The organism is Methylobacterium carpenticola (genome assembly GCF_042748905.1).
In the GTDB taxonomy this organism is placed as follows: domain Bacteria; phylum Pseudomonadota; class Alphaproteobacteria; order Rhizobiales; family Beijerinckiaceae; genus Methylobacterium; species Methylobacterium carpenticola.
Genome location: NZ_JBHZEO010000001.1, coordinates 3,834,417 through 3,855,851, shown reverse-complemented (window position 1 = coordinate 3,855,851; position 21,435 = coordinate 3,834,417). Strand labels below are relative to the sequence as shown.

Here is a 21,435-nt window from a genome sequence, read left to right as displayed (position 1 = left end):
ATCATCCGGAAACCGTATGAGCCGGCCGGGCGAGGCCTCAGGCGAGGCCCTGCCAGAGAGCGTCGAGGGCGAGGCCCGCGAACAGGATCAGGCCGGCATCGCGGTTCGAGCGGAACAGGCGCAGGGCCGTGGCGCCGTCGCGGGGGTCGAGGCGGACGACCTGCCAGCCGAGATGCGCGCCGAACAGGGCGAGGCCCAGGACGCCCATTGTTCCCGCTCCCGCCAGCCCGAGCGCGGCGGCGATGCAGCCGACGGCCACCGCGAAGCACGCCGCCACCGCGCCGCGCACGCGCGTGCCGAAGAAGCGGGCCGAGGACTTGATGCCGGCGATCTCGTCGTCCTCGATGTCCTGCACGGCGTAGATCGTGTCGTAGCCGATCACCCAGGCGATGGCGCCCGCGTAGAGCCACAGGGCCGCGGCGTCGAGGCGGCCGAGCAGGCCCGCCCAGCCCATCAGCGCCCCCCAGGCGAAGGCGAGGCCGAGCACGAGCTGCGGCACCGGCATCACCCGCTTCATGAACGGGTAGATCGCCACCGGCGCGAGGGAGAGCAGACCCACCCCGATCGCGAAGACGTTGAACTGCACCAGCACCAGAAGGCCGACCAGCGCCTGCGCCACCAGGAAGGCGGCGGCGTGGCGCACCCGCAGGCGTCCGGAGGGGAGCGGACGCAGGCGCGTGCGCTCGACGCGGGCGTCGAGGTCGCGGTCCGCGATGTCGTTGTAGGTCGAGCCGGCGCCGCGCATGGCCACGGCGCCGATCAGGAACAGGACGAGGTGCCAGAGATCCGGCCCGACCCGTCCCGCCGCGATGGCGGCGAGCGAGGCCGACCACCAGCAGGGCAGGAGCAGGAGCCACCAGCCGATCGGACGCTCGATCCGCGCGAGCCGCAGGTAGGGCCGCCAGCTCGCGGGGGCGAGCCGGTCGGCCCAATGGCCGCTCACCGCATCGGCGACCGGCCGGTCGGGCCCGTCCGTCACGCTGCCTGAGGCCCTCACAGGGCTCCCTGCGGCAGCTTGAAGCTGCCGGTCAGGCCGGGGCCGCCGAGGAGGCCGCCGCCCCCGCCCCCGCCGCCGTTCTGAGCCTGCTCACGGGCGCGCTTCTCCAGCACCGCCTGCTGCTGGGCCGCGTTGCAGATCTTGCCGCGCAGGCCGACCACCTTCGAATGATCGGCCTTGAAGCCCTCCGCGAAGGAATCCGGGATCGAGCACCAATCCTTGTTGGCGGTGATCCACTTCAGGCCCTCGCTGCCATTCGCCTGGAGCCGCGTGAACAGGGTGCAGGCCTGGGCGGGCGTGAGCTTGTTCTTGCCCTTCGAGGCCGAGTTGACCTTCGCCACGATGTCCTTGCGCTCGGTCAGGGTCTTCTGGATCGTCGTGCAATCCGTGCCCTGGGCCCGGGCTGCCCCGCCGAGCGTCACCGCCCCCACGAAGCCTGCGGCCAGAAGCGCCGCGGCGCGCTTGTGCATGCGAACCATTCCCTGAATCCCCTCGCCGGCTCTACCATCACCGCCCGGGCAGCGCGAGACGCGGCAGCCGGGTCGGTCCCGGCCATCCCCAAACAGATCCTTGCCGCACGCGGCCAATGCTCTGGTTCTGCACAGGATTGTGGCGGCTTTCGTGCGGCGGGCCGGCACGGAGGTGATCCCACGGAGAATCGCTTCGGCGATCGTCCGCGGCCGCCGATCGGGCGCGAGGAGCGCCCCGCGGAGCGCAAGCCGAGATCGCGGCGACGCGAGCATCGCGGACGCGATCGCCGGCGCTCGAGGCCAAGCTCGAGGCCAAGCCGGACACCCAAGCAGGAGACCAGGGCGATCGATCCAGGCGATTGACAGGCACGGCCCCGCTCGGCGAGCAGGGCGCATGGCCGCCTACGATTTCAACGCCCCGCGCCTGTTCCTCGACTTCCCGATGCGGGAGGGCGTGCGGCACACCCTCGACCGGGCCCAGGCGAACTACCTCCTCGGCGTGCTGCGCCGGGGCGAGGACGACGCCGTGCTGGTGTTCAACGGGCGCGACGGGGAGTGGCGCGCCACGATCGAGCCCACCGGCCGCAAGGCCGGCGACCTCGTCCTGCGCGCGCAGACCCGGCCGCAGACGGCGCCGGGCGACCTCCACTACCTGTTCGCTCCGCTCAAGGCGGCCCGCCTCGACTACGTGGCCCAGAAGGCGGTGGAGATGGGAGCGAGCCTGATCCGGCCCGTCATCACCCGCCGCACGCAGGGCGACCGGATCAAGCTCGACCGGCTGCGCGCCAACGCGATCGAGGCCGCCGAGCAATGCGGCATCCTGGCGATCCCGGAGATCGTCGAGGCCGCGCCGCTGCCCGCCGCCCTGGCGGCGCTGGAGGCGGAGCGCCTGCTGATCTTCTGCGACGAGGACGCGCCCCTGGCCGATCCGGTCGAGGCACTGCGGCGGGCGGACCCGCGGCGGGCGGACCCGCGGCCAGCGGCCGCCGGGGAGGCGGGGAACACCGGTCTTCCGCTCGCCGTTGTGATCGGACCCGAGGGGGGTTTCACGCCGGAGGAGCGCGCCCTCATCCTGGAGCGTCACAACACCGTCCGCCTCTCGCTCGGCCCGCGGATCCTGCGCGCCGATACGGCGGCGGTCGCCGTCCTGGCCCTGGTCCAGGCCGTCCTCGGCGACGGCCGCGGGGCACCCGCCGGCTGAGGCGCCCCAAAACGCCCCCATCCATCCGACAGACTGAGTGTGAGAACGGCGCCGGGCAGCCTCGCCCGCGCCCCGGAGAGAGTTGCGCATGCATGCGGATTTCGCCTTCTGCATCGAAGAGGATGTCTTTCTCAACGACGCGGAGAAGCGCGACGCCGCCCGTGCCCGGGTGCGGGACTTCCTCGCGGTCTGCCGCCGCGACTTCCCGGCGGCGCGCCACGACCTGATCGAGCCCCGCCTGATCTGGGCGACGGACCCGCTCGCCGATTTCGCGTCGGCGCGCCGTGTCCTGGCGGAGCTGCGCGGCGGCATCGGGGCGCTCGCCGCGGCGCGCGGCCTCGCCGTGATGGCGGCGGGCACCCATCCGATCGCCCTGTGGAGCCGGGTGCGCCCGCGGGAGACCGGCGCGCGCGACCGCGTCCAGCGCGACCTGCAGATGGTGGGGAGCCGCACGGTGGTCTGCGGGCTGTCGGTCCGGGTCAGCCTGCCCGAGGGCGTCTCGCGCATCGACGTGATGAACCGGATCCAGCCCTTCCTGCCGCTCCTCCTCGCGCTCTCGACATCCTCGCCCTTCTGGCAGGCGCAGCGCACGGGCCTGCTCGGCTACCGGCTCGCCGCCTCGCGGGAGCTGCCCCGCAGCGGTCTGCCGCCCTATTTCACGGACGAGGCCGATTACGCCCGCTACCTCGACACGCTGATGCGGGCGGGTGCCATCGACGATCTCGCCCATGTCTGGTGGGTGATCCGGCCGGCGCCGCAGGGCAACGCCCTCGATCTGCGGATCGCGGACAGCTGCACGCGCCTGGACGACACCCTCGCCATCGCGGCGCTCACCCGCTGCCTCGTGCGGCGGCTCGCCCGCGATCCCGCCCTGAACCGGGCGCCGACCGGGGCCACCCACGCGATCACCGCGGAGAATTGCTGGCGGGCGCAGCGCTACGGCATCCACGGGAGCTTCATGGCGGAGAACGAGGCCGCCCTGGCCGTGAAGGACGCGCTCGCCCGCACGCTGGCGCTCCTCGCCGAGGATGCCGCGGCGCTCGGCTGCACGGCAGAACTCGATCTCGCCCGCTGGATCGTCGCCCGCGGCACCAGCGCCGACCGCCAGCTCGCCCTGTTCACGGAGGCGCAGGGACGCGGGCTGGCGCAGCGGGAGGCGCTGTGCGCGGTGGTGGACTGGCTCGCCGCCGAGACGATCGGCACCGCGCCGACCCGGCATTGAGCGGACAGGTTGCCGGTTCGTCGACGGAACGAGCTTGGCGGGCGTCCCGCTCTTGAAGCGAAAGCGCCTCCGACTCGTTGGCTTCGTTCACCACCGAGAAGCGGCGCCACGTGGCGCATCCATCCACCACTCCAGCGCGGGATCCCCGCTCCCGGGCGGGAGCGGGGATCCCGCGCGCAGGCGTCGGAGCGCAGGCCCAGCGGCCATCGCGCGGCCCCCCGCCTCACACTTCGCAGCGCAGCCCCAATCCCTCCAGGCCCTCGGCCAGCAGGTCGCCGACATTCGGGATGCCGAGGAGGTAGTCGGCGGTGCTGGTGCCGGCCGCCTCGCGCTCCCGGGCGAGACGCACCGCATCGGCGAACTCCTCCGGCTCCATGTCGCCGCGGCCGACGAAGACGAGTGCCACCAACTCCGCCCGCTCGTCGTCGTTGAGCCCCGCGATCACCTCGCGCAGCTCCTCCTCGGTCGCGTCGTCCGGATCCTCGGTCAGCACGTCGCGGGAGCCGTCATCGATCGGGTTCGAGCCCGAATCCTCATCGGTCGGGCCTTCCTTCACGTCGAGCGCCCGCACCCTCAGGATGAATTCACAGACCTTCTCGACGGCGATGTCCATGCGTATCTCCTGCCTCGCAGTGCCGCTTCCCGAGCGGCGGCTGCCCCTTCAACCCGCGAGGTGCAGCCCGGGTCCAGGGACGCCGCGTCCCGGGCTCCGGTGCGGGCGCCCCGCGGGCTCCCCGAGGCGAATCACCGATCCCACGAGGTCCAGATGCTCTTCTCCGCCGCCTTCGCGGCCCTGCGCCAGGTGCTCTCCCCACCCCTGCGGCGCATCCTGTGGAAGTCGCTCGGCCTGACCATCGGGCTCCTGGTGCTGGTCTGGTTCGCCCTCACGCGGCTGATCAACGCCTTCCTGGTCGGGCACCCGCTCTCCGCGCAGTACCCGATCCTCGACAGCCTCGCGTTCTTCCTGGCGGGGGCCGGGCTGTTCGTGGCGCTGGCCTACATCCTGCCGCCGGTCTCGATCCTGGTGGCGGGCTACTTCCTCGACGACGCCGCCGAGGTGGTCGAGCGGACCGACTATCCGGACGAGGTGCCGGGCCAAGCCCTGCCGCTCGGCCAAGCCATGCTCTACTCGCTGCGTTTCGCCGGGCTCGCGCTCCTCGTGAACCTCGTGGCGCTCGCGCTGTTCTTCGTGCCGGGGGTGAACCTGATCGCCTTCTTCGGCGCCAACACCTACCTGCTCGGCCGCGAATATTTCGAGATGGCCGCGGCCCGGTTCCGGCCGCTGGCCGAGGCGCGGGCCATGCGCCGCCACCATTCCGCGACGGTGCTGGCGGCGGGCGCCCTGCTCGCCGGGCTGATGGTGGTGCCGGTGCTCAACCTGCTGACGCCGCTCTTCGGCATCGCCCTCATGGTGCATGTCCACAAGGGCCTGAGCCGCGAGCGGCTGCTCGCGGCCCCACCGGCCCGGCCGCCGATCCCCCGCGCCTGATGCGAAACCAAGAGCCCGAGCGGAATTGCAGAGGGCAATTCCGCTCGGGCTCAGTGCATCCCGGGCGCCTGGCCGGCGCCCGCGCCCTTCTGACCGACCGCGGGGCCGCCCGCGATGTCCGGGCGATGGGCCGAATGCTCGCCCATCGGACTCGGCGCGATGAGGTCGGGCACCGCCGTCATGCCGGGGGTGCCGCGCCCGGTGGCGAACTGTCCCGCCTTGCGGAAGCGCCAGAGATAGCCCGGCACCACGGCCTCGATGGCGGTCGGCACGATGCCGAGCGCCGCGAAGGTCCGGTCCTCGGCCTTCGCGGCCTCGGAGACGACGTTGTCGCGCTCCAGGAGGAGCACCTGATCGCGGGTGAGCTTGAGGCTGTCGGGCAGGAGCCCGAGGGTGAGCGCGTCGACGATCTCCAGCGCCCGCGCCTGGAGACGGGCGGCGGGGCCGGGCAGCGGCAGGACGACGCGGCGGCGCATCGTGACCTGCAGCGTGTAGTCCACGAGCTGCTGGAGCGTGAGGGTCTCGGGCCCGCCGAGTTCGTAGACCGTGCCGGGCTTGGCCTTGCCGTCCACGGCGAGCGCGATCGCCTCCGCGACGTCGCCCGCGAAGACGGGCTGCATCCGCGTTTCGGCCCCCGCGAGGGGGAAGACCGGCAGCAGCCGGGCGAGCCCCGCGAAGCGGTTGAAGAAGGTGTCGCCCGGGCCGAACACGATCGAGGGACGGATGATCACCGCGTCCGGGCAGGCAGCCAGCACGTTCGCCTCGCCCTCGGCCTTGGTCCGTGCATAGACGGAGGGCGAGGCCGGATCGGCGCCGATGGCCGAGACGTGCACCATCCGGGCCCCGACGGAGGCCGCGGCGCGCGCCACCGCCCCCGCACCATCCGCCTGGAGGCGCTGGAAGCGCTGGTTCCCGCTCTCCTGCAGGATGCCCACGAGGTTGATGACGACGTCCGCATGCTCGGTCGCGCGGGCGATCGAGGCGGCATCGCGCAGGTTCGCCTGCACGGCGACGATCTGCCCGACGCGCCCGAGGGGCTGGAGGAACTGCGCGAGGTCGGGACGGCGCACGGCGACGCGGATGCGGTAGCCGCGCTTGGCCAGCGCGCGGACCACGTGGCGCCCCAGGAAGCCGGAGCCGCCGAACACGGTCACGAGCTGCGAAGCGGGCCGGGTCGGGCCGACGGGGTCGGGCATGATCGGAATCCTGTACGGAACGCGTTTCGGCTCATTAGTCAAAGGAGAACAAGCTGTGAAGCTCCCGCGGGCAGGGCAAGCGCTTCCGAGCGCCTGCCCCGGTTTCCCGCTCGGCCTCAAACGCCGGCCGTCGCCTCCGCGCCCGACATGAGGTGCCGCCCTGCAGGCCGCCCCGGCGCGGTCCGTCAGAGCCGCGGCGTGCGCGCGACCTCGCGCCCGTCGACGAGGAGCGCGTCGAGCACGGCCTCGCCCGTCGGGTCCACCCGGACGCGCACGCGGATCCGGGCGCGGTCGAGACGGTCGAGTTCGGCCGGCGCGCCTTGCGGCCCGTACCAGCGCTCGATGCCGTAGACGATCCCGCCGGAGAAGCAGGGACCTGCCCCGCAGGCCGGGCTGCCGCCGCGCGTCAGGGTGCCGAACCGGAGCCGGCCGCGCAGGGCCGGGTCCGGCCCGGCGGGGGGCGTGGCGGCGATCCCGGTGGCGTGATGCAGGCCGTCCGCCCCCGCGGCGAGGGTGACGTAGACGGTCATGTCCGGAGGCAGGCGGCATTCGGCCTGCGTGCCGCAGGCCCGGGCGAGATCCTCCGCGGCCGGAAGGCCGGCCGGCTGGCCGACCTCGTAGCTCAGCACGCTGTACTCGCCGCGGAACAAGTCCCGCGGATCGCGGGTCGCCGTCGCGAGGAGCAGCTCGGCCCCGGTGGCGAGCCGGTGCGACTGGTCGCGTGCGACCTTCACGGCGGGCGCCACCTGCAGGGCGAAGACGAGGGCGAAGGCCGCGATGGTCGCGGCGGGTCCGGGGCGGAAGCCGGCGAGGTCGATCATGGCCGGTCCGGCGCGGCGCGGGAGCGGCGGCGGATCGCCGCCAGGGCGAGCGCCGCGAGGGCGCCGGCCGTGAGGAGGTGGAGGGACACGCCGATCAGGTCGCCGGCCGTCATCATCAGCGCGACCGCGAGCACGACGCAGGCGGCGAGGCTCGCGGCATAGAGGGCGCGCCGGCCGTCGATCCGCGCCGCCACGGCCAGGGCCAGGATCGGCAGCAGCACCGTCCACACCGCCCAGCCGGCCTCGCCGAGGGGACTCGGCGGGCTGCCGCCGAGGCCGAGCGGCACCAGTGCCACCCCGGCGAGGATCAGGGTGCCGAAGGGCAGCGGCTCCCCGCGCAGCCGGTGCGGCAGGATCGCGAGGCCGATCCAGGCGGCCATGAGCAGCAGCCGGCCCGTCGCGGAGCCGGCGGTCTCGGCGGACCAATCGGTCCAGCCGGTCAGGTCGGCGGCGCGGGCGAGAAGGGCCGCGAGGAGCAGCCCGGCGGCGGCGCCCGCGAGACGGTGCAGGCGCACAGGCACCCGCTCCGGCAGGGACGGCCAGAGCGGGAGCGCCCGCGCCAGGGCGATCACCCCGAAGGCGAGGAGCGCGAGCCGCCTGGCATCGATCTGCCCGTCCCGCACCGCGATCTCGGCGGCGACCGGGAGCAGCAGGACGAGGAAACCCGTGCTGCGGGCGGGGATCCAGCCGACGAGCTGGCCCGCCGCGAGGAGGCCGATCGCGGTCCAGCCGGGCCAGGACAGGGACCGCGCCGCGGATGGATCGAGGTCGGGCCAGGCCGCGACCGCCAGGGCCACGGCGGCGATCCCGGCCGCGCCGCCCGACCGCACCAGCAGGGCCGTCGCGGTGCCGACCAGCGCCACGGCGAGCGCGAAGCCCGGGAGGTCCTCGGGCCGGTGGAAGGTCTGGCTCATCAGGGCGAGCGCGCCCGCCGCCACGGCGACCGAGAGGGCCGCCAGGATATCGGCGATGCGGCGCAGGGTCGGATCGTCGCTTCGGCGCTGGCGCAGGCTCGCCAGGCAGGCGAGCCCGACCACGACGGCATCGGCGCCGGCGAGCAGCGCGAGGCGCAGGAAGGGCGGCATCGCGGCCCAGTTCGAGGCCACGAAGGTGAGCGCGGCCGTCCCGACGAGGAGCGCGGCGGCCACGCCGAGGGCCACCTGAAGGCCGCCGAGATCCGATCCGCCCTGCACCTCCGCTTCGAGGCGGAGCGCCTGGGCGGGATCGATCAGCCCGCGCGCGGCCCAGGCCCGGATGTCGCGCAGGACGCGCTCGCGATAGCTGAACGGCATGGCGCTCGCCCCGGGTCCTCCGCTGCGCGGCCCGGAACGTCCGGCCCGGCCGCTGGTTCGCCTGTCGGAAGCCATCCAGGGAGCCCCCATGGCGGATGCCACCCCCGACCGCACGTTTCCGACCGCTGCCGGGATCCTGTTCGGTCTCGGCCTCGGCGGCTTCTTCGACGGCATCGTTCTGCACCAGATGCTGCAATGGCACCACATGCTGAGCAGCTGGTACCCGATCACCTCGATCGAGGCCCTGGAGCGCAACACGCTCTGGGACGGGATCTTCCACAGCGCGACCTACGTGTTCGTGGTGCTGGGCCTGTTCCTGCTGTGGCGGCGGGCGCATCGGGGCCGCCTGCACTGGTCGGGCCGGCAGATGGCCGGCGCGGTGCTGCTCGGCTGGGGGGCGTTCAACCTCGTGGAGGGGGTGATCGACCACCAGATCCTGGGAATCCACCACGTCAACGAGACCGCCGAGCGGACGCGGTGGCTCGCCTGGGATCTCGGCTTCCTGGCCTGGGGCGCCGCGATGGCGCTGATCGGGGCCGCCCTGCTGCGGTCCGGCCGGCGGCTCGCGGCGCGGCCGTGACGATGGTGGACCGATCTGAATCGCGAGATCTGTATGACTTTGTCATATAGAATGGCAGGGATTCGAGGATCGCACCCCATGAGAACCAACCGTCCCGTCACCGTGACCCTCGGCGACTTGCAGGAGCGCGTCGAGGCCCGCGTGCGTTCGGGCGCATACGCCTCGGTCAGCGAGGTCGTCCGGGCCGGGTTGCGCGCTCTGGAGCGCGAGGAAGCCGCCCTCGATGCCGTGTTGCGCCAGACGATTCGGGCAGCCCTGGACGACCCGAGCCCAGCCATTCCCGGCGATCAGGTCTTCAGCGAGTTGCGCGCCTACCACGCGGATCGCCTGAAGGCGGCCAAGCGCGGTGCGTGACCTCGTCCTTCACCCGATCGCCCGGGCGGATCTGTTCGGCCTCTACGACCATATCGCGCGGCAGGGAGGTCCGGCGCGGGCGGGCCGCGATCTCAGCCGCATTGAGGCGGCCTGCAACGGCCTACGGGACTTTCCCGAGATGGGAACACCGCGCGACGATATCGCGGAGGGATTGCGCACACATGGACTTTCGAGCGCCGGGTGCTGATCGCCTATCGGCTTCCCGAGAACCGGGTCGAGATCCTGCGCGTGCTCTATGCAGGCCGGGATTTCCGGGCCGAGGAGGTGCCGTCCTGAGATCGCCGCGGGCGCTCCTGCCCTGGCTCGTCCTCGCCTGCGGCCTCGTCGCGGCCACCGCCCCGGCGTGGCGCGTCCTCCTCCTCGGCGCGGCGCCGGGCCTGGAGGATCTGCTGCGGCTGCGCTGCGGGCCGTGAGGCCCGCTCAGGCCACCTTGCGCGGCACCAGCCGCTCGCTGCCCAGCGCCTCGCGCGCGCCCGCAAGCCCCGCCTCGGCGTATTCGGCGTCCTCGTTCACGCTCCAGACATCGTAGAGCCGCTGGCCGGCCAGGATGTTCCGCACCGTGAGCATCGCGGTCATCATGGCATGGTCCTGGTTGTTGTACTTGTGCATGCCGTTGCGGCCGACGAGGTGGAGCGTCGGATAGGACGTCTCCAGGTCGCGGCGGATCGCCGCCACGTTGTCCCGATAGGCCTCGTCGTAGACCGGATAGGCCTTGGGCTGGCGCACCACGCAGGCATCGACCACGTCCTCGGCCCGGATCAGGCCGATCTGCGCGATCTCGCGCTTGGCGAGCGCCACGAGATCGGCATCCGGCGCGGTCCACAGGCCGTCGCCCTCGAAGCAGAAATATTCGAGGCCGAGGCAGGCATAGTGCGCGTCGGGCACCATCTCGGGCGACCACGAGCGGAAATTCTGCACCCGCCCCACCTTCACGCTCGGATCGTGGATGTAGATCCAGTTGTCCGGGAAATCCTCGACGCCGCGGGCGATCAGCGCCACGGTGATGAAGTCCCGGTAGCCGAGGGCGCGGGCGTGGAAGGTGCTGAGCGGGGCCGGCCGGAGCGCCGCCACGAGGTCCTGGAGCGCCGCCGAGGAGACGATGTGGCGGGCCGTGAAGGTCTCGCGGCTGCCGTCCTGCCGGCGCACGCCGGCCGTCCACAGGCCGGTGGCGCGGTCGAAGGACAGGCTCTCGACGCCGCGGTCGAGCAGCACCCGGCCGCCCCGGCCGCGCACGGCGGCAGCGGCGGCGTCCCACATCATGCCGGGGCCGCGCCGCGGGTAGCGGAAGGATTCGATCAGGGTCTTGATCACCGGCTCGCCGGGCTTGCGCCGCCGTCCGAGCCCGAGGGAGCGGGCGAGCGCGTCGCGGATCGCCGCGCCGAGATCGAGCCCCTTGATGCGCTGGGCCGCCCAATCGGCCGAGATCGCGTCGCAGGACAGGCCCCACACCTTCTCGGTGTAGGTCCTGAAGAAGATCGAGAACAGGCGCTCGCCGAACTGGTTGCGCACCCAGTCGTGGAAGCTCCTCGGCTCCGGCACGGGCCGGGCGCGGGCGTAGAGGTAGGAGGCGACGCAGGCCGCGCTCTGCCACAGGCCGAGGTTGCGCAGGGCCTCGAACGCCTTGAGCGGATAGGCGTAGTAGCGGCCCTTGTAGTAGATCCGCGACAGGCGCGGCCGCTCGATGAAGTCGTCGGGCAGGATCTCGTTCCAGAGGTCCACCACCTCCTTCGACTTCGAGAAGAAACGGTGGCCGCCGATGTCGAACAGGTAGCCCTTGTACTCCACGGTGCGGCTGATGCCGCCGACGCGGACCGGATCCCGCTCCAGCACCGTGACCTCGCGCCCCGCCTTCGCCAGGAGGTAGGCGGCGGTCAAGCCGGCCGGCCCGGCGCCGATGACCAGCGTCTCGGTGTGCAGGCTCATCGCGTCGGGCTCCGTGATGCGCCCGGCGGGACGCGACGCCGCCATCGTTAACGCGGGACGGTAAACAACCCCTGACACTGACGCCCCGGCGCCGCGGGGCCGTAACCGTGGGGTAAGGCCGGCATGCGATGGCCGGAGGCGCTGTCCCGGGACCCCCTCATGCCGCGTTCCGCCCTCTTCGCCGCGTCGGCGCCCCCCGTCCCGCGCTCCCTGTTCGAGAGCCGGCTCGTGCTGTGGGGCGTGGTGGCGGTGGGCCTCGCCGGGGCCTTCGGGCTCGGGTCGGTCGCGGCGGTGATGCGCGACCTCGCCCTGCCGGACACCGACGACGCCATGCGCCTCGTCGCCGTGCGCGACCTCCTCGCCGGGCAATCCTGGTCGGATGTCGGCCAGCACCGGCTCCAGCCCCCGAGCGGCGCCTCGATGCACTGGTCGCGCCTCGTCGATCTGCCGATCGCCGGTCTGATCCTCCTCCTGCGGCCCTTCGCGGGGGCGCAGGCGGACGCGGTGGCGGCCGCGCTCTGGCCGCCCCTCCTGTTCGGCCTCTACGCGGCCGGGCTGTTCACCGGGGCGCGGCGGCTGTTCGGCGAGCGGGCGGCGATCCTCGGCCTCTTCGTCGCGACGCAGACCGCCCTCCTCGTCTCCCTGTTCGCCCCGGGCCGGGTCGATCACCACAACGTCCAGATCTGCGCCGTGCTCGGCCTCGGCCTCTGCCTGATGCGCCCCGCCCCGGGCTGGCGCGCGGGGGCCGGCGCGGGGGCGCTCGCCGCCCTCTCGCTGGCGGTGGGGCTGGAGACGCTGCCCTTCATCGCCGCGGCAGGGCTCCTCGTCGCCGGGACCTGGATCCGGGCCGGCGCGCGGGCGCTCGGCGCCTTCCTGGGCTTCGCGCTGGCGCTGGCCTGCGGCGCGGCCGCCCTGTTCGCCCTCGACACGCCGCCCACCGCGTGGGGCGCCCCGGCCTGCGACGCGCTCTCCCTGCCTTGGCTGTGGATCTGCGCCTGCGGCGGCGTCACCGCGCTCGCCGCCGCCGCCCTGCGGCCCCGCCGGGCCGCGGCCCGGGCCGCGCTCGCGGCGCTCGGCGGCCTCGCGATGGCGGGCGGGCTCGTCCGCTTGGCGCCGGACTGCCTCGACGGCCCCTTCGCGGGCATGCCCGAGGCGGTGCGCGAGGGCTGGCTCACCCAGGTCCGCGAGATGCTGCCGCTCTGGCGAAGCCTGCCGCAATTCCCGGGCGAGGTGCTCACGGCCCTCATGCCGATCCTCGTCGGGGCCCTCGTCGCGAGCGCCATGGCGTGGCGTGCCCCGCCGCCGACGCGCCGGGCCTGGGGCATCCTGGCAGGGGCGCTCTGGCTCGGCGCCGGCCTCGGCCTGATGCAGTTCCGCGGCCTCTACGTCGCCTCGGGCTTCGTCGCGCTCGCGGGCGGCGCGGTGCTCGACCGGGGCCTGTCCCTGCTGCGGGAGCCCGGCGCGGCGCCGCTCGCGCGGGCCGCGATGCTGGCCGCGGGGATCGGGCTCATCGGCAAGCTCTGGTTCGTGGGCGCGGCGGCGCCGAGCCTGCTCGCCACGGCGGAAGCGGCGCCGCGGAGCGACGCGGGCCCGTCCTGCACCAGCCGGCCGGCGATGGCGGGGCTCGGCCGGCTGCCGGCCGGCACGGTGCTGGCACCGATCGACCTCGGGCCGTTCCTGCTGCTCCACACGCCGCACGCCGTCGTCGCGGCCCCGTATCACCGGGCGCTGGCCGGGCTGTCGGCGGCGATCGCGGGCTTTCAGGACGAGGCGTCGCTGCGCCGCGTGGCGGGGGCATGGCAGGTCTCCTACATCGCCGTCTGCCCGCCGCCGGAGGGTGCGGATGGCGGCGCGCCGCTCGTCGGCGACCTTGCCCGCGGCAGGGTCGTCCCGCCCTGGCTGGAGCCGGTTCCCATGCCCGATTCGCCCCTCAGGGTCTGGCGCCTGCGCCCGCTGCCGTGATGCGGCGGCGAATCGCCGGGCTCCGAAGCAGGTTTCGCAAAGGCGGCCACCGGTTTTGCGATAAAAACCTGCGACATATCAGGAACCTAAGCGGACGAAGCGTTGGCACGCCAGCGCAAATCTGCTTAGGCCTGGTCGGCCTCGCGCTCGCGGCGGGGGCCGGGCTCGTGGTGGGCCGGGGCGCGGAGCCGGGCGGGATCGAGGAGGTGTGGATGCTGCTCTACGGCGCCCCCGATCTCGGACCGGTGGATTTCGCCCGGCTGCGGCGCTCCGGCGCCGACGGGCTCGCCTGCCCGCCCGACATCTGCCGCGCGGCCCCGGCCGATCTCGCGCCACCGGTCTTCCCGGTGGCCGGGGCGCGGCTGCGCGAGATCCTGCGGCGCGTCGCCGAGACCGATCCGGACACCATCCTCGTCTTCACGGACCGCTGGGGCGAGCAGGACCGCTACGTGGCGCGCTCCCCGGTGATGCGGTTTCCCGACACGATCACGGCCGAGGTGGTGGGGCGCGGCGAAGGCGCCTCCACCCTGGCCCTCTATTCCCGCAGCCAGATCGGCGCCGGGCTGTTCAGCGACAACCGCGCCCGTCTCGCCCGCTGGCTCGACGGGGTGAAGGAGGCGACGCGATGAGGATACCGGATCACGCGCGGTTCCGCCCGGACGGCATCCCGCCCCTGGCGCCGCTGCCGCGCGACCCGGACGTGGTGGTGGTGGGCGCGGGCGCGGCGGGCATCGCGGCCGCCCGGCGGCTCGCGGCGCGCGGCCTCTCGGTCGCGGTGCTGGAGGCCCGCGACCGGGTGGGCGGACGCACCGTCACCACGCGCCTGCGCGGGCACGCGGTCGATCTCGGCGCCCATTGGCTGCATGCCGGGCCGATCAACCCGCTCGTCGCCCTCGGCTTCGCCCGCGGCGAGCCCCTGCGCCGCGCCGCCCAGGAGAGCCACCTGATGGTGGGGCGGCGCAAGGGCCGGCCCGACGAGGACGCGGCCTACGGGCGGGCCTTCGCGGTCGCGGACGCGGCGATGACGCGCGGCGCCGCGCGGGGCGGGCCCGACCGCCCGGCCGCCTCGGTCCTGCCGCCGGGGCTCGGCCCCTGGGGGCGGCGCGTCGCCCTGGTGCACGGGCTCGTCTCCGGCCGGCCGCTGACCGACGTGAGCCTGCACGACTTCCCCAGCATGGAGTACGGGGACAACTTCTTCATGGCGGGAGGCTACGGCGCCTATCTGGCGCGCCTCGCCCACCACCTGCCGATCGCCCTCGGCACCCCCGTGCGCGCCATCGACTGGTCGGGTCCGGGCGTCGCGGTGGAGACCGGCGACGGCGGCCGGATCCGGGCGCGCGCCGTCCTCGTCACCGCGCCGATGATGGTGCTGCAGGACGAGGCCTCCCTCCGCTTCTCCCCGTCCCTGCCGGCACCGGCACGGGCGGCGATCGACGGGTTCCTGCCCGGCATCTACGAGCACGTGGTGCTGCACTGGCCCTCGGCCCCGTTCCGCGGGCGCGACCGGCTCGCCGGCCTCACGGGCAGCCGGCGCCAGCCGCCGGGCCTGCTGACTCGGGTCGACGGCACCGCCTTCCACTATTTCGAGCTCGACCGGCCGATGGCCGCCGCCCTCGACGGGGCCGGGCTGGGGCCGGACGGCGCGCGCCGCCTCGCCCGCGCGGTGCTCGCCGACCATGTCGGCAGCGGCCGCCTGCACGATCTCGCCATCCCGGTGGTGAGCGAGTGGCGGCACGATCCCTGGTCGCGCGGTTCCTGGGCGGTGGTGCCGCCGGGCCACGCGCCGGCGCGCGAGACGCTGAAGGCGCCGGTGGGGGACCGGATCTGGTTCGCGGGCGAGGCCCTCTCGCGCCTGCAATGGGGCACGGCGGGCGGCGCCTACGAGGAGGGCGAGCGGGCGGCCGAGGCTATCACGGCGGCGCTCGGCTGAGGCGGAGCGCGACCGATCCGTTCGGCACGGCTGCTTGCGGATGAGGGCGGCACGTCGCCCTCATGGTGCGGTGCCGACGAAGCAGGCCTCGCCCCGTGACCGCCGATCCGAATCCTCGGCGGCGCCCCCGGATTCGCGATCCGCTCTCGCGTCACGCGCCCAGGGGAGGGCTGGGCCGGGCTCAGAGCATGCTCGGCAGGACGCGGTCCGGCGGGCGGTGCCCGTCGAGGAAGGTCTTGATGTTGATGATGACCTTCTCGCCCATGTCGACGCGGCTCTCCTGCGTGGCCGAACCCATATGCGGCAGCAGCACCACCTTGCCGGCCTTGGCGAGCTTGACGAGGCGCGGGCTCACCGCCGGCTCCTGCTCGAACACGTCGAGACCCGCCCCCGCGATGTCGCCGACCTCGATCAGTCGCGCCAGCGCGGTCTCGTCGATCACCTCGCCGCGGGCGGTGTTCACCACCACCGCCTCGGGCTTGAGGAGCTTGAGGCGGCGCGCCGAGAGCAGGTGATAGGTCGCGGGCGTGTGCGGGCAGTTCACCGACACGATGTCGACCCGCGCCAGCATCTGGTCGAGGGATTCCCAGTACGTCGCCTCCAGCTCCGCCTCGGTGCGGGCCGAGACGCGGCGGCGGTTGTGGTAGTGGATGGAGAGGCCGAAGGCCTTGGCGCGGCGCGCCAGCGCCTGGCCGATGCGCCCCATGCCGACGATGCCGAGGCGCTTGCCGGTGATGCGCCGGCCCAGCATCCAGGTCGGCGACCAGCCGGAGGTCCAGGCATCGTCCGGGATGATCCGCGCGCCCTCGGTGACCCGGCGGGCCACGGCGAGGATCAGCGCCATGGTCATGTCGGCGGTGTCCTCGGTCAGCACGCCCGGCGTGTTGGTGACCGTGATCCCGCGCTGGAGGGCGCTCTCCACGTCGATGTGGTCGACGCCGTTGCCGAAATTGGCGATCAGCCGGAGATTCGGCCCGGCCTGGGCCAGCACCGAGGCGTCGATCTCGTCCGTGACGGTGGGGACGAGCACGTCCGCCTCCTGCATCGCCTGGGCGAGGGCGGCGGAGGACAATGGCTTGTCGTCGTGGTTGAGGCGCGTGTCGAAGAGTTCGCGCATGCGCGTCTCCACCACGTCCGGCAGGCGCCGGGTCACCACCACGAGCGGCTTGCGCTTCAACGACGACATGAACTCTTCCCCTCCCCGACTCGTGTCGGCGGCGCTCGGCCGGCCTTGTCCCAGCCTGCTCAAGCCTTACGATAGGCGATGGCGCGCCCCGGCGGGAAGCCCCACCTCGGACCGGGACTCCACCCTCCGTTAACCCTCTTTGGGCCACACACGAGGGTGAGGAGCCGGGCCGGGCGCCCGAGCCGAGCGGCGTCCGCCGGCTTCTCTACGCATCAATCGCGGCAGTGGCTACCGCCCTGCCGCGCGACAATGATGCGCCAAAGCCCCTGGATGACGGAGACGAGATCCGATGCCCCTCGCGCGCGCCGGTGCCCTCCTGATCGCGCTGATGGCGGTGCTGCCCTCGGCCCTGGCCGCCCCCGCCGCCCCGGGGAAGCTGCCGGAGGCGAGCGTCGGCCCCCGCAGCGGCCTGCCGGTGCCCCGCTACGTCAGCCTCAAGACCGACCGCGTGAACCTGCGCGAGGGCCCCTCCAAGGACCACCGCACGCTCTGGGTGTTCCAGCGGGCGGGGCTCCCGGTCGAGATCATCGCGGAATTCGAGAACTGGCGGCGGATCCGCGATTCGGAGGGCACCGAGGGCTGGGTGCTGCACTCGCTCCTCTCGGGCCGACGCACGGCCGTGGTGCTGGCGCAGGCCGACAAGTCGGCCTCGGTCCCGCTCTACGCGGAGCCGGAGGGCCGCGGCGGCGTCGTGGCCCAGCTCCAGGCGGGGGTGATCGGCAGCGTCAAGTCCTGCACCGGCGCGTGGTGCCGCCTGATCGTCATGCTGCCGCAGAAGCGCGGCGACGTGGACGGCTACCTGCGCCAGGACCGCCTGTGGGGCGTCTACCCGAACGAGAAGGTGGAATAGGCGTGCCGCGGACGGGCCTGGATCAGGCGATGCGGCCGTGGTCGTGGCTGCACCGGCCGTGGTCGGCCAGCGACTCGATCACCCGGCAATCGCCCACCCGGCCATGGCTGCACGCCTCCACCATGCGCCGCAGCTCGGCCCGGAGCGTCTCGAGCTGCGCGATCCGGCGCTCGACCGCGGCCATGTGGCGGCGGGCGATCTCGTCCACCTCGGCGCAGGACCGGTCGGGCTGGGCCGCCAGCGCGAGAAGCTCGCGGATCGCGTCCACCTCGAAGCCGAGTTCGCGGGCATGGCGGATGAAGTCGAGCCGGGACACCTCGGCCGCCGTGTAGCGGCGCTGCTTCCCCTCGGTGCGGGCCGGAGCGGGCATCAGCCCCACGCCCTCGTAGTAGCGGATCGTCGGCACCTTGACGCCGGTGCGCCGCGACAGCTCGCCGATCGGAACATCCATTTTCCGCTTGAACCTCTAGTCACTAGAGATCGTACGCTCCTTCCCGACCGCTGGAAAGGAGAACCACCATGGCGGATGCCTGCTGCCGCTCCCGCTCTCGCGCCCACTCGGACACGGGCTGCACGCCACCCCCGCTGCATCCCCCCGAGCCCGCGGCTCCGGCCGTGCATGGCAGCCATGCGCAAGCCTCCTGCTGCTCGGGCGGCGTGCCGGTCTTCGACGGCGTGGACCCGCGCTACAAGCGCGTCCTCTGGGCCGTGATCGCCCTCAACGGCACGCTGTTCCTGACCGAGATGTTCGCGGGCCAGCTCGCCGGATCGCAGGCGCTCAAGGCCGACGCCCTCGACTTCCTGGCCGATACGGTGACCTACGGCCTGAGCCTCGCGGTGATCGGCGCGAGCCTGCGCGTGCGCGCCACGGCGGCCCTGTTCAAGGGCCTGTCCCTCTCGCTCATGGCGCTGTGGGTGTTCGGCTCGACGGTCTACCACACCCTCGTCCTCGGCCTGCCCCGGGCGGAGGTGATGGGGGTGATCGGCATGCTCGCGCTCGCCGCCAATCTCGCCTCGGTGCTCCTGCTGCGGCCCTACAAGGACGGCGACGCCAATGTGCGCTCGGTCTGGCTCTGCTCGCGCAACGACGCGATCGGCAACGTCATCGTCATGATGGCGGCGCTGGGCGTGTGGGGCACGTCCACGGCCTGGCCCGACCTCGCCGTGGCCGCGGTCATGGCCGGAATCTTCCTCACCTCGTCGGGCCAGATCCTGGCGCAGGCCTGGGCGGAATATCGGGACGGCGGAGCGCAGGTCCGTCCCGCGCCGGCCCGCTAGAGCCTTGTCCGACGAAGTGGATCCCGGTTCGTCGCAGACAATGCGGCAGCATCAAAAACCTGGAGCAGCGCCCGATTGCAACCTGATCGGGTGCTACTCGAGGCGTCATACGGTTTCCGGATGATCGCTTCGCGATGCGGAAACCGGCCTCGCTCAGGCGCCGCGCGGGCTCGTGATACGGTTTCCGAAAGTGATCGTCCGGAAACCGTATCATTCGCCCCAATGCGCCGGTCGGCGGCCACGCCCATCGTCCAACAGAAAAGGCCGCCGAAGCGGCGGCCTTGTTCCCGATACCGCGACGGTGCCGTCAGCCCCGGCGGCGGAGCCGCACGATCACCTCGACGCCCGCGATCTCCATCCCCTCGGGCGGCTGCGGCAGCGAATCGACCGTGATGCCGCAATCGGGCATGTCGAGCACCTGGCCCTCCTCCTCCAGGAAGAAGTGATGGTGCTCGCTCGGGTTGGTGTCGAAATAGGCCTTGGAGCCGTCGAGGGCGAGCTGGCGCAGCAGCCCGGCCTCGGTGAACTGGTGCAGCGTGTTGTAGACCGTGGCGAGGGAGACCGGGACCTTGGCCCGCATCGCCTCGTCGTAGAGCATCTCGGCGGTGAGGTGCCGGTCCCCCTTGCCGAACAGCAGCCAGCCGAGGGAGAGCCGCTGACGGGTCGGGCGCAGCCCCGCGCGGCGCAGCCGATCCCGCAGCTCCGACAGCGGGCAGCCGCGGCGCTGCCCCGCCGCACCCTCGGCCTGGATGGCCGGGGCACGTGCGTTGAGCACGGCATGCAAAGGCGACAGGTCGTTCATCGGCCAGACTGTTCAGCGTGAGAAGAAGCAAGGCTTTCCGGTTCCCGTTATAGGGATTGCCCTGCGGGGCCGCAACCCGAGCGGCGCTCTCGGCCCGTAGATCAGAAATCGTCTAATTCGCAATTGACGATGAAGTTTCGGCAACAGACCGGCCGCACGGCGCTCCCGACATGCCGAAACGGCGGCGCGCTTCCGACAGCAGCGCGCAGCACCCCGTCGGCTCCCGATGATCGCGCGCCGGTCCGGGCCAGGGAGCCGCCGCGACGGCCCGGTGGAGTCTCGGCCCGGTCATACGGTTTCCGGATGATCGCTTCGCGATGCGGAAACCGGCCTCGCTCAGGCGCCGCGCGGGCTCGTGATACGGTTTCCGAAAGTGATCTTCCGGAAACCGGATCACGCCGTCAGACGGTGAGGCCGAACGAGAGACAGCCGGTGGTGACGGATCGAGAGGTGGTCAGCGGCCCGGCGATCACGCCACCCTTGCGGAGGGTCTGGGCCTCGAAGGTCGATGGCCCCGCAACGCCGAAGCCGAGCGCCGGGAAACCACCTGCGGCGGCATCGATCTCGCCGGGCTCGCGCATGCTCCGATGATGGTTCGACACGATCGGTCTCCTCATCCGTCGGGAAAGGGATGTCGCCTCCCGACGAAATCCCATCGTCTCGAGTTCGGATGCCCATTCCGGCGACCATGACGCCGAGGATATGAACACAAATCCGAAGCTCAATTCGGACCATAGGCGCGGAGATGGCCAAGCCGAGCGCCTCGAGCGGGCGTGATCAACTCCTGCCGCATCCCGCGCGAATGCGTGCGGTGCCCGGCCGAAGATGAAACGGCAGCGCATCGGAACGGTCTGATCACATCCTGCCGCAGCCGGGTCCGCATGGGCTGCCAGACGGAATTTTCATCCAACTTGTTGCAACGATTGGATTCTCTTCAAGAGTTGCGACAATTTGACATATTCGTCTCGCTCCGGTTGCCGGACCGCCGCCGACGATCGCCCGCCTCCGCTCGCCCCGCCTGCCCGCCGCGTCGGCGGGGGAACCCTCGGTCCCTTCGGTGGCTTTGAACGCCCGGCACCCTATGCTACAGGCGCCGCTCTGCGGGCCGCGCCCCGCCCCAGCCAACGAGGATCGCGCCGTCTCCATGTCCGCCGACACTCCCGCCACCGACGCCCGGCCCCGGCCCTCGCAGTTCTCCTATGAGGACCTGCTCGCCTGCGGGCGCGGCGAGATGTTCGGCGCCGGGAACGCGCAGCTGCCGCTCCCGCCGATGCTGATGTTCGACCGCATCGTCTCGGTCGGGAAAGATGGCGGCGCCTACGGCAAGGGCCACGTGCGGGCGGAACTCGACGTGCGGCACGACCTCTGGTTCTTCCCCTGCCACTTCCAGGGCGACCCCGTGATGCCGGGCTGCCTCGGACTCGACGCCCTCTGGCAGATGGTCGGCTTCTTCCTCGGCTGGCTCGGTTCGCCGGGTCGCGGCCGGGCGCTCGGCGTCGGCGAGGTGAAGTTCGCCGATCAGGTGCTGCCGACCGTCAAGCAGGTCGTCTACGGCGTCGACCTCAAGCGCGTGCGCCAGGGCCGCCTCGTGCTCGGCATCGCCGATGGCTGGCTCGAAGCGGATGGCCGCCGCATCTACGAGGCGCAGGACCTGCGGGTCGGCCTGTTCCAGGCGGCCGCCCCGGCGGGCGGCTGAGGGGGCGCCCGCAGCGGAGCCGCGCGGGGCAATTCTGCTTAGATTCCTGTTTCTGCATCATTTTCGCCGCCGGGCAGGCGAATGATGCGCGGGCAGGCGGTTGAGTTCGGGCCGCGACGGTCCTAGGTGACAACGAGACGGCGCCACACACGCCGCGAAGGAGGG

At 72.8% G+C, this 21,435-nt stretch carries 23 protein-coding genes; 12 read left to right on the top strand and 11 right to left on the bottom strand.

Going from position 1 to position 21,435, the window contains the following annotated elements:
• Positions 1-37: 37 nt before the first annotated feature.
• Positions 38-979 (bottom strand): 4-hydroxybenzoate octaprenyltransferase, encoded by a 942-nt coding sequence (gene ubiA, locus ACE101_RS18055; RefSeq protein ID WP_379132212.1) that lies wholly within the window; start codon positions 977-979, stop codon positions 38-40.
• 14 nt (positions 980-993) lie between these two features.
• A complete protein-coding gene (locus ACE101_RS18050) occupies positions 994-1,467 on the bottom strand; it encodes a hypothetical protein (protein WP_379132210.1) in 474 nt (157 codons plus the stop codon).
• Between the two features lie 394 nt (positions 1,468-1,861).
• Here ACE101_RS18050 and ACE101_RS18045 point away from each other — a divergent pair, with 394 nt between their 5' ends.
• The gene (locus ACE101_RS18045; RefSeq protein ID WP_379132208.1) at positions 1,862-2,668 is read left to right on the top strand and encodes a 16S rRNA (uracil(1498)-N(3))-methyltransferase; all 807 of its coding nucleotides are present in this window, start codon (positions 1,862-1,864) and stop codon (positions 2,666-2,668) included.
• Positions 2,669-2,756: 88 nt separating this feature from the next.
• Positions 2,757-3,890, top strand: a complete 1,134-nt coding sequence (locus ACE101_RS18040) for a carboxylate-amine ligase (protein ID WP_379132206.1) — start codon at positions 2,757-2,759, stop codon at positions 3,888-3,890.
• 223 nt (positions 3,891-4,113) lie between these two features.
• Here the strand turns inward: ACE101_RS18040 and ACE101_RS18035 are convergent, their stop codons facing one another.
• Positions 4,114-4,503, bottom strand: a complete 390-nt coding sequence (locus tag ACE101_RS18035; protein WP_379132203.1) for a DUF3775 domain-containing protein — start codon at positions 4,501-4,503, stop codon at positions 4,114-4,116.
• Positions 4,504-4,656: 153 nt separating this feature from the next.
• Here ACE101_RS18035 and ACE101_RS18030 point away from each other — a divergent pair, with 153 nt between their 5' ends.
• Entirely contained in the window at positions 4,657-5,379 is a 723-nt protein-coding gene (locus ACE101_RS18030; RefSeq protein ID WP_379132200.1) for a sulfate transporter family protein, read from the top strand.
• Between the two features lie 50 nt (positions 5,380-5,429).
• Here ACE101_RS18030 and ACE101_RS18025 read toward each other — a convergent pair whose 3' ends face one another.
• The 3 genes from ACE101_RS18025 to ACE101_RS18015 form a co-directional block, all read right to left on the bottom strand.
• Positions 5,430-6,575: a complex I NDUFA9 subunit family protein gene (locus ACE101_RS18025; protein WP_379132197.1), complete on the bottom strand. Its 1,146-nt coding sequence runs from the start codon at positions 6,573-6,575 to the stop codon at positions 5,430-5,432.
• Positions 6,576-6,760: 185 nt separating this feature from the next.
• Positions 6,761-7,396, bottom strand: a complete 636-nt coding sequence (locus ACE101_RS18020; protein ID WP_379132194.1) for a GDYXXLXY domain-containing protein — start codon at positions 7,394-7,396, stop codon at positions 6,761-6,763.
• Positions 7,393-8,688, bottom strand: coding sequence for a DUF2157 domain-containing protein (locus ACE101_RS18015; RefSeq protein WP_379132191.1), 1,296 nt, complete (start codon positions 8,686-8,688; stop codon positions 7,393-7,395). Before ACE101_RS18015 ends, ACE101_RS18020 begins: the two co-directional genes overlap by 4 nt.
• 88 nt (positions 8,689-8,776) lie before the next feature.
• Here ACE101_RS18015 and ACE101_RS18010 point away from each other — a divergent pair, with 88 nt between their 5' ends.
• The 3 genes from ACE101_RS18010 (at position 8,777) to ACE101_RS18000 (ending at position 9,830) form a co-directional block, all read left to right on the top strand.
• Positions 8,777-9,268 carry a DUF2243 domain-containing protein gene (locus ACE101_RS18010; RefSeq protein WP_379132187.1) on the top strand — a complete coding sequence of 164 codons (492 nt, stop codon included), beginning with the start codon at positions 8,777-8,779 and terminating at the stop codon, positions 9,266-9,268.
• A 78-nt stretch (positions 9,269-9,346) separates the two neighbouring features.
• Positions 9,347-9,622 (top strand): type II toxin-antitoxin system ParD family antitoxin, encoded by a 276-nt coding sequence (locus tag ACE101_RS18005; RefSeq protein ID WP_379132185.1) that lies wholly within the window; start codon positions 9,347-9,349, stop codon positions 9,620-9,622.
• Positions 9,615-9,830, top strand: a complete 216-nt coding sequence (locus ACE101_RS18000) for a type II toxin-antitoxin system RelE/ParE family toxin (protein ID WP_379132183.1) — start codon at positions 9,615-9,617, stop codon at positions 9,828-9,830. The genes ACE101_RS18005 and ACE101_RS18000 overlap by 8 nt, the downstream gene beginning before the upstream one ends.
• 233 nt (positions 9,831-10,063) lie before the next feature.
• Here ACE101_RS18000 and ACE101_RS17995 read toward each other — a convergent pair whose 3' ends face one another.
• Positions 10,064-11,566, bottom strand: coding sequence for an NAD(P)/FAD-dependent oxidoreductase (locus ACE101_RS17995; RefSeq protein ID WP_379132180.1), 1,503 nt, complete (start codon positions 11,564-11,566; stop codon positions 10,064-10,066).
• Positions 11,567-11,725: 159 nt separating this feature from the next.
• Here ACE101_RS17995 and ACE101_RS17990 point away from each other — a divergent pair, with 159 nt between their 5' ends.
• The 3 genes from ACE101_RS17990 to ACE101_RS17980 all read left to right on the top strand — a co-directional run bounded on the left by ACE101_RS17990 (position 11,726) and on the right by ACE101_RS17980 (position 15,458).
• A complete protein-coding gene (locus ACE101_RS17990; protein ID WP_379132178.1) occupies positions 11,726-13,528 on the top strand; it encodes a hypothetical protein in 1,803 nt (600 codons plus the stop codon).
• A gap of 212 nt (positions 13,529-13,740) precedes the next feature.
• Positions 13,741-14,157 carry a DUF1499 domain-containing protein gene (locus ACE101_RS17985; RefSeq protein ID WP_379132176.1) on the top strand — a complete coding sequence of 139 codons (417 nt, stop codon included), beginning with the start codon at positions 13,741-13,743 and terminating at the stop codon, positions 14,155-14,157.
• Positions 14,154-15,458 (top strand): flavin monoamine oxidase family protein, encoded by a 1,305-nt coding sequence (locus ACE101_RS17980; RefSeq protein WP_379132173.1) that lies wholly within the window; start codon positions 14,154-14,156, stop codon positions 15,456-15,458. The genes ACE101_RS17985 and ACE101_RS17980 overlap by 4 nt, the downstream gene beginning before the upstream one ends.
• A 181-nt stretch (positions 15,459-15,639) precedes the next feature.
• Here the strand turns inward: ACE101_RS17980 and ACE101_RS17975 are convergent, their stop codons facing one another.
• Entirely contained in the window at positions 15,640-16,644 is a 1,005-nt protein-coding gene (locus ACE101_RS17975) for a 2-hydroxyacid dehydrogenase (protein WP_379132170.1), read from the bottom strand.
• A 289-nt stretch (positions 16,645-16,933) separates the two neighbouring features.
• On the opposite strand from ACE101_RS17975, the gene ACE101_RS17970 reads away from it, so the two are divergent.
• Positions 16,934-17,494 (top strand): SH3 domain-containing protein, encoded by a 561-nt coding sequence (locus ACE101_RS17970; protein WP_379132167.1) that lies wholly within the window; start codon positions 16,934-16,936, stop codon positions 17,492-17,494.
• Between the two features lie 22 nt (positions 17,495-17,516).
• On the opposite strand, the gene ACE101_RS17965 is transcribed toward ACE101_RS17970, so the two are convergent.
• Positions 17,517-17,945: a MerR family transcriptional regulator gene (locus ACE101_RS17965; RefSeq protein WP_379132164.1), complete on the bottom strand. Its 429-nt coding sequence runs from the start codon at positions 17,943-17,945 to the stop codon at positions 17,517-17,519.
• A 68-nt stretch (positions 17,946-18,013) separates the two neighbouring features.
• Here ACE101_RS17965 and ACE101_RS17960 point away from each other — a divergent pair, with 68 nt between their 5' ends.
• Positions 18,014-18,772 carry a cation efflux transmembrane domain-containing protein gene (locus tag ACE101_RS17960; RefSeq protein WP_379132161.1) on the top strand — a complete coding sequence of 253 codons (759 nt, stop codon included), beginning with the start codon at positions 18,014-18,016 and terminating at the stop codon, positions 18,770-18,772.
• 307 nt (positions 18,773-19,079) lie between these two features.
• On the opposite strand, the gene irrA is transcribed toward ACE101_RS17960, so the two are convergent.
• Positions 19,080-19,574: an iron response transcriptional regulator IrrA gene (irrA, locus tag ACE101_RS17955; RefSeq protein WP_379132158.1), complete on the bottom strand. Its 495-nt coding sequence runs from the start codon at positions 19,572-19,574 to the stop codon at positions 19,080-19,082.
• A gap of 401 nt (positions 19,575-19,975) precedes the next feature.
• Positions 19,976-20,176 carry a hypothetical protein gene (locus ACE101_RS17950; RefSeq protein WP_379132155.1) on the bottom strand — a complete coding sequence of 67 codons (201 nt, stop codon included), beginning with the start codon at positions 20,174-20,176 and terminating at the stop codon, positions 19,976-19,978.
• A 542-nt stretch (positions 20,177-20,718) separates the two neighbouring features.
• Between ACE101_RS17950 and fabA the strand changes: the two genes are divergently transcribed.
• Entirely contained in the window at positions 20,719-21,270 is a 552-nt protein-coding gene (fabA, locus tag ACE101_RS17945) for a 3-hydroxyacyl-[acyl-carrier-protein] dehydratase FabA (protein ID WP_379132152.1), read from the top strand.
• The last annotated feature ends 165 nt before the right edge of the window (positions 21,271-21,435 follow it).

Excerpts from the sequence above, each read along its gene's own strand:
- ACE101_RS18050 (WP_379132210.1), bottom strand. The coding sequence starts at position 1,467 with ATGCACAAGCGCGCCGCGGCGCTTCTGGCCGCAGGCTTCGTGGGGGCG.
- ACE101_RS18045 (WP_379132208.1), top strand. The coding sequence starts at position 1,862 with ATGGCCGCCTACGATTTCAACGCCCCGCGCCTGTTCCTCGACTTCCCG.
- ACE101_RS18040 (WP_379132206.1), top strand. The coding sequence starts at position 2,757 with ATGCATGCGGATTTCGCCTTCTGCATCGAAGAGGATGTCTTTCTCAAC.
- ACE101_RS18035 (WP_379132203.1), bottom strand. The coding sequence starts at position 4,503 with ATGGACATCGCCGTCGAGAAGGTCTGTGAATTCATCCTGAGGGTGCGG.
- ACE101_RS18030 (WP_379132200.1), top strand. The coding sequence starts at position 4,657 with ATGCTCTTCTCCGCCGCCTTCGCGGCCCTGCGCCAGGTGCTCTCCCCA.
- ACE101_RS18025 (WP_379132197.1), bottom strand. The coding sequence starts at position 6,575 with ATGCCCGACCCCGTCGGCCCGACCCGGCCCGCTTCGCAGCTCGTGACC.
- ACE101_RS18020 (WP_379132194.1), bottom strand. The coding sequence starts at position 7,396 with ATGATCGACCTCGCCGGCTTCCGCCCCGGACCCGCCGCGACCATCGCG.
- ACE101_RS18015 (WP_379132191.1), bottom strand. The coding sequence starts at position 8,688 with ATGCCGTTCAGCTATCGCGAGCGCGTCCTGCGCGACATCCGGGCCTGG.
- ACE101_RS18010 (WP_379132187.1), top strand. The coding sequence starts at position 8,777 with ATGGCGGATGCCACCCCCGACCGCACGTTTCCGACCGCTGCCGGGATC.
- ACE101_RS18005 (WP_379132185.1), top strand. The coding sequence starts at position 9,347 with ATGAGAACCAACCGTCCCGTCACCGTGACCCTCGGCGACTTGCAGGAG.
- ACE101_RS17995 (WP_379132180.1), bottom strand. The coding sequence starts at position 11,566 with ATGAGCCTGCACACCGAGACGCTGGTCATCGGCGCCGGGCCGGCCGGC.
- ACE101_RS17990 (WP_379132178.1), top strand. The coding sequence starts at position 11,726 with ATGCCGCGTTCCGCCCTCTTCGCCGCGTCGGCGCCCCCCGTCCCGCGC.
- ACE101_RS17985 (WP_379132176.1), top strand. The coding sequence starts at position 13,741 with ATGCTGCTCTACGGCGCCCCCGATCTCGGACCGGTGGATTTCGCCCGG.
- ACE101_RS17980 (WP_379132173.1), top strand. The coding sequence starts at position 14,154 with ATGAGGATACCGGATCACGCGCGGTTCCGCCCGGACGGCATCCCGCCC.
- ACE101_RS17975 (WP_379132170.1), bottom strand. The coding sequence starts at position 16,644 with ATGTCGTCGTTGAAGCGCAAGCCGCTCGTGGTGGTGACCCGGCGCCTG.
- ACE101_RS17970 (WP_379132167.1), top strand. The coding sequence starts at position 16,934 with ATGCCCCTCGCGCGCGCCGGTGCCCTCCTGATCGCGCTGATGGCGGTG.
- ACE101_RS17965 (WP_379132164.1), bottom strand. The coding sequence starts at position 17,945 with ATGGATGTTCCGATCGGCGAGCTGTCGCGGCGCACCGGCGTCAAGGTG.
- ACE101_RS17960 (WP_379132161.1), top strand. The coding sequence starts at position 18,014 with ATGGCGGATGCCTGCTGCCGCTCCCGCTCTCGCGCCCACTCGGACACG.
- irrA (WP_379132158.1), bottom strand. The coding sequence starts at position 19,574 with ATGAACGACCTGTCGCCTTTGCATGCCGTGCTCAACGCACGTGCCCCG.
- fabA (WP_379132152.1), top strand. The coding sequence starts at position 20,719 with ATGTCCGCCGACACTCCCGCCACCGACGCCCGGCCCCGGCCCTCGCAG.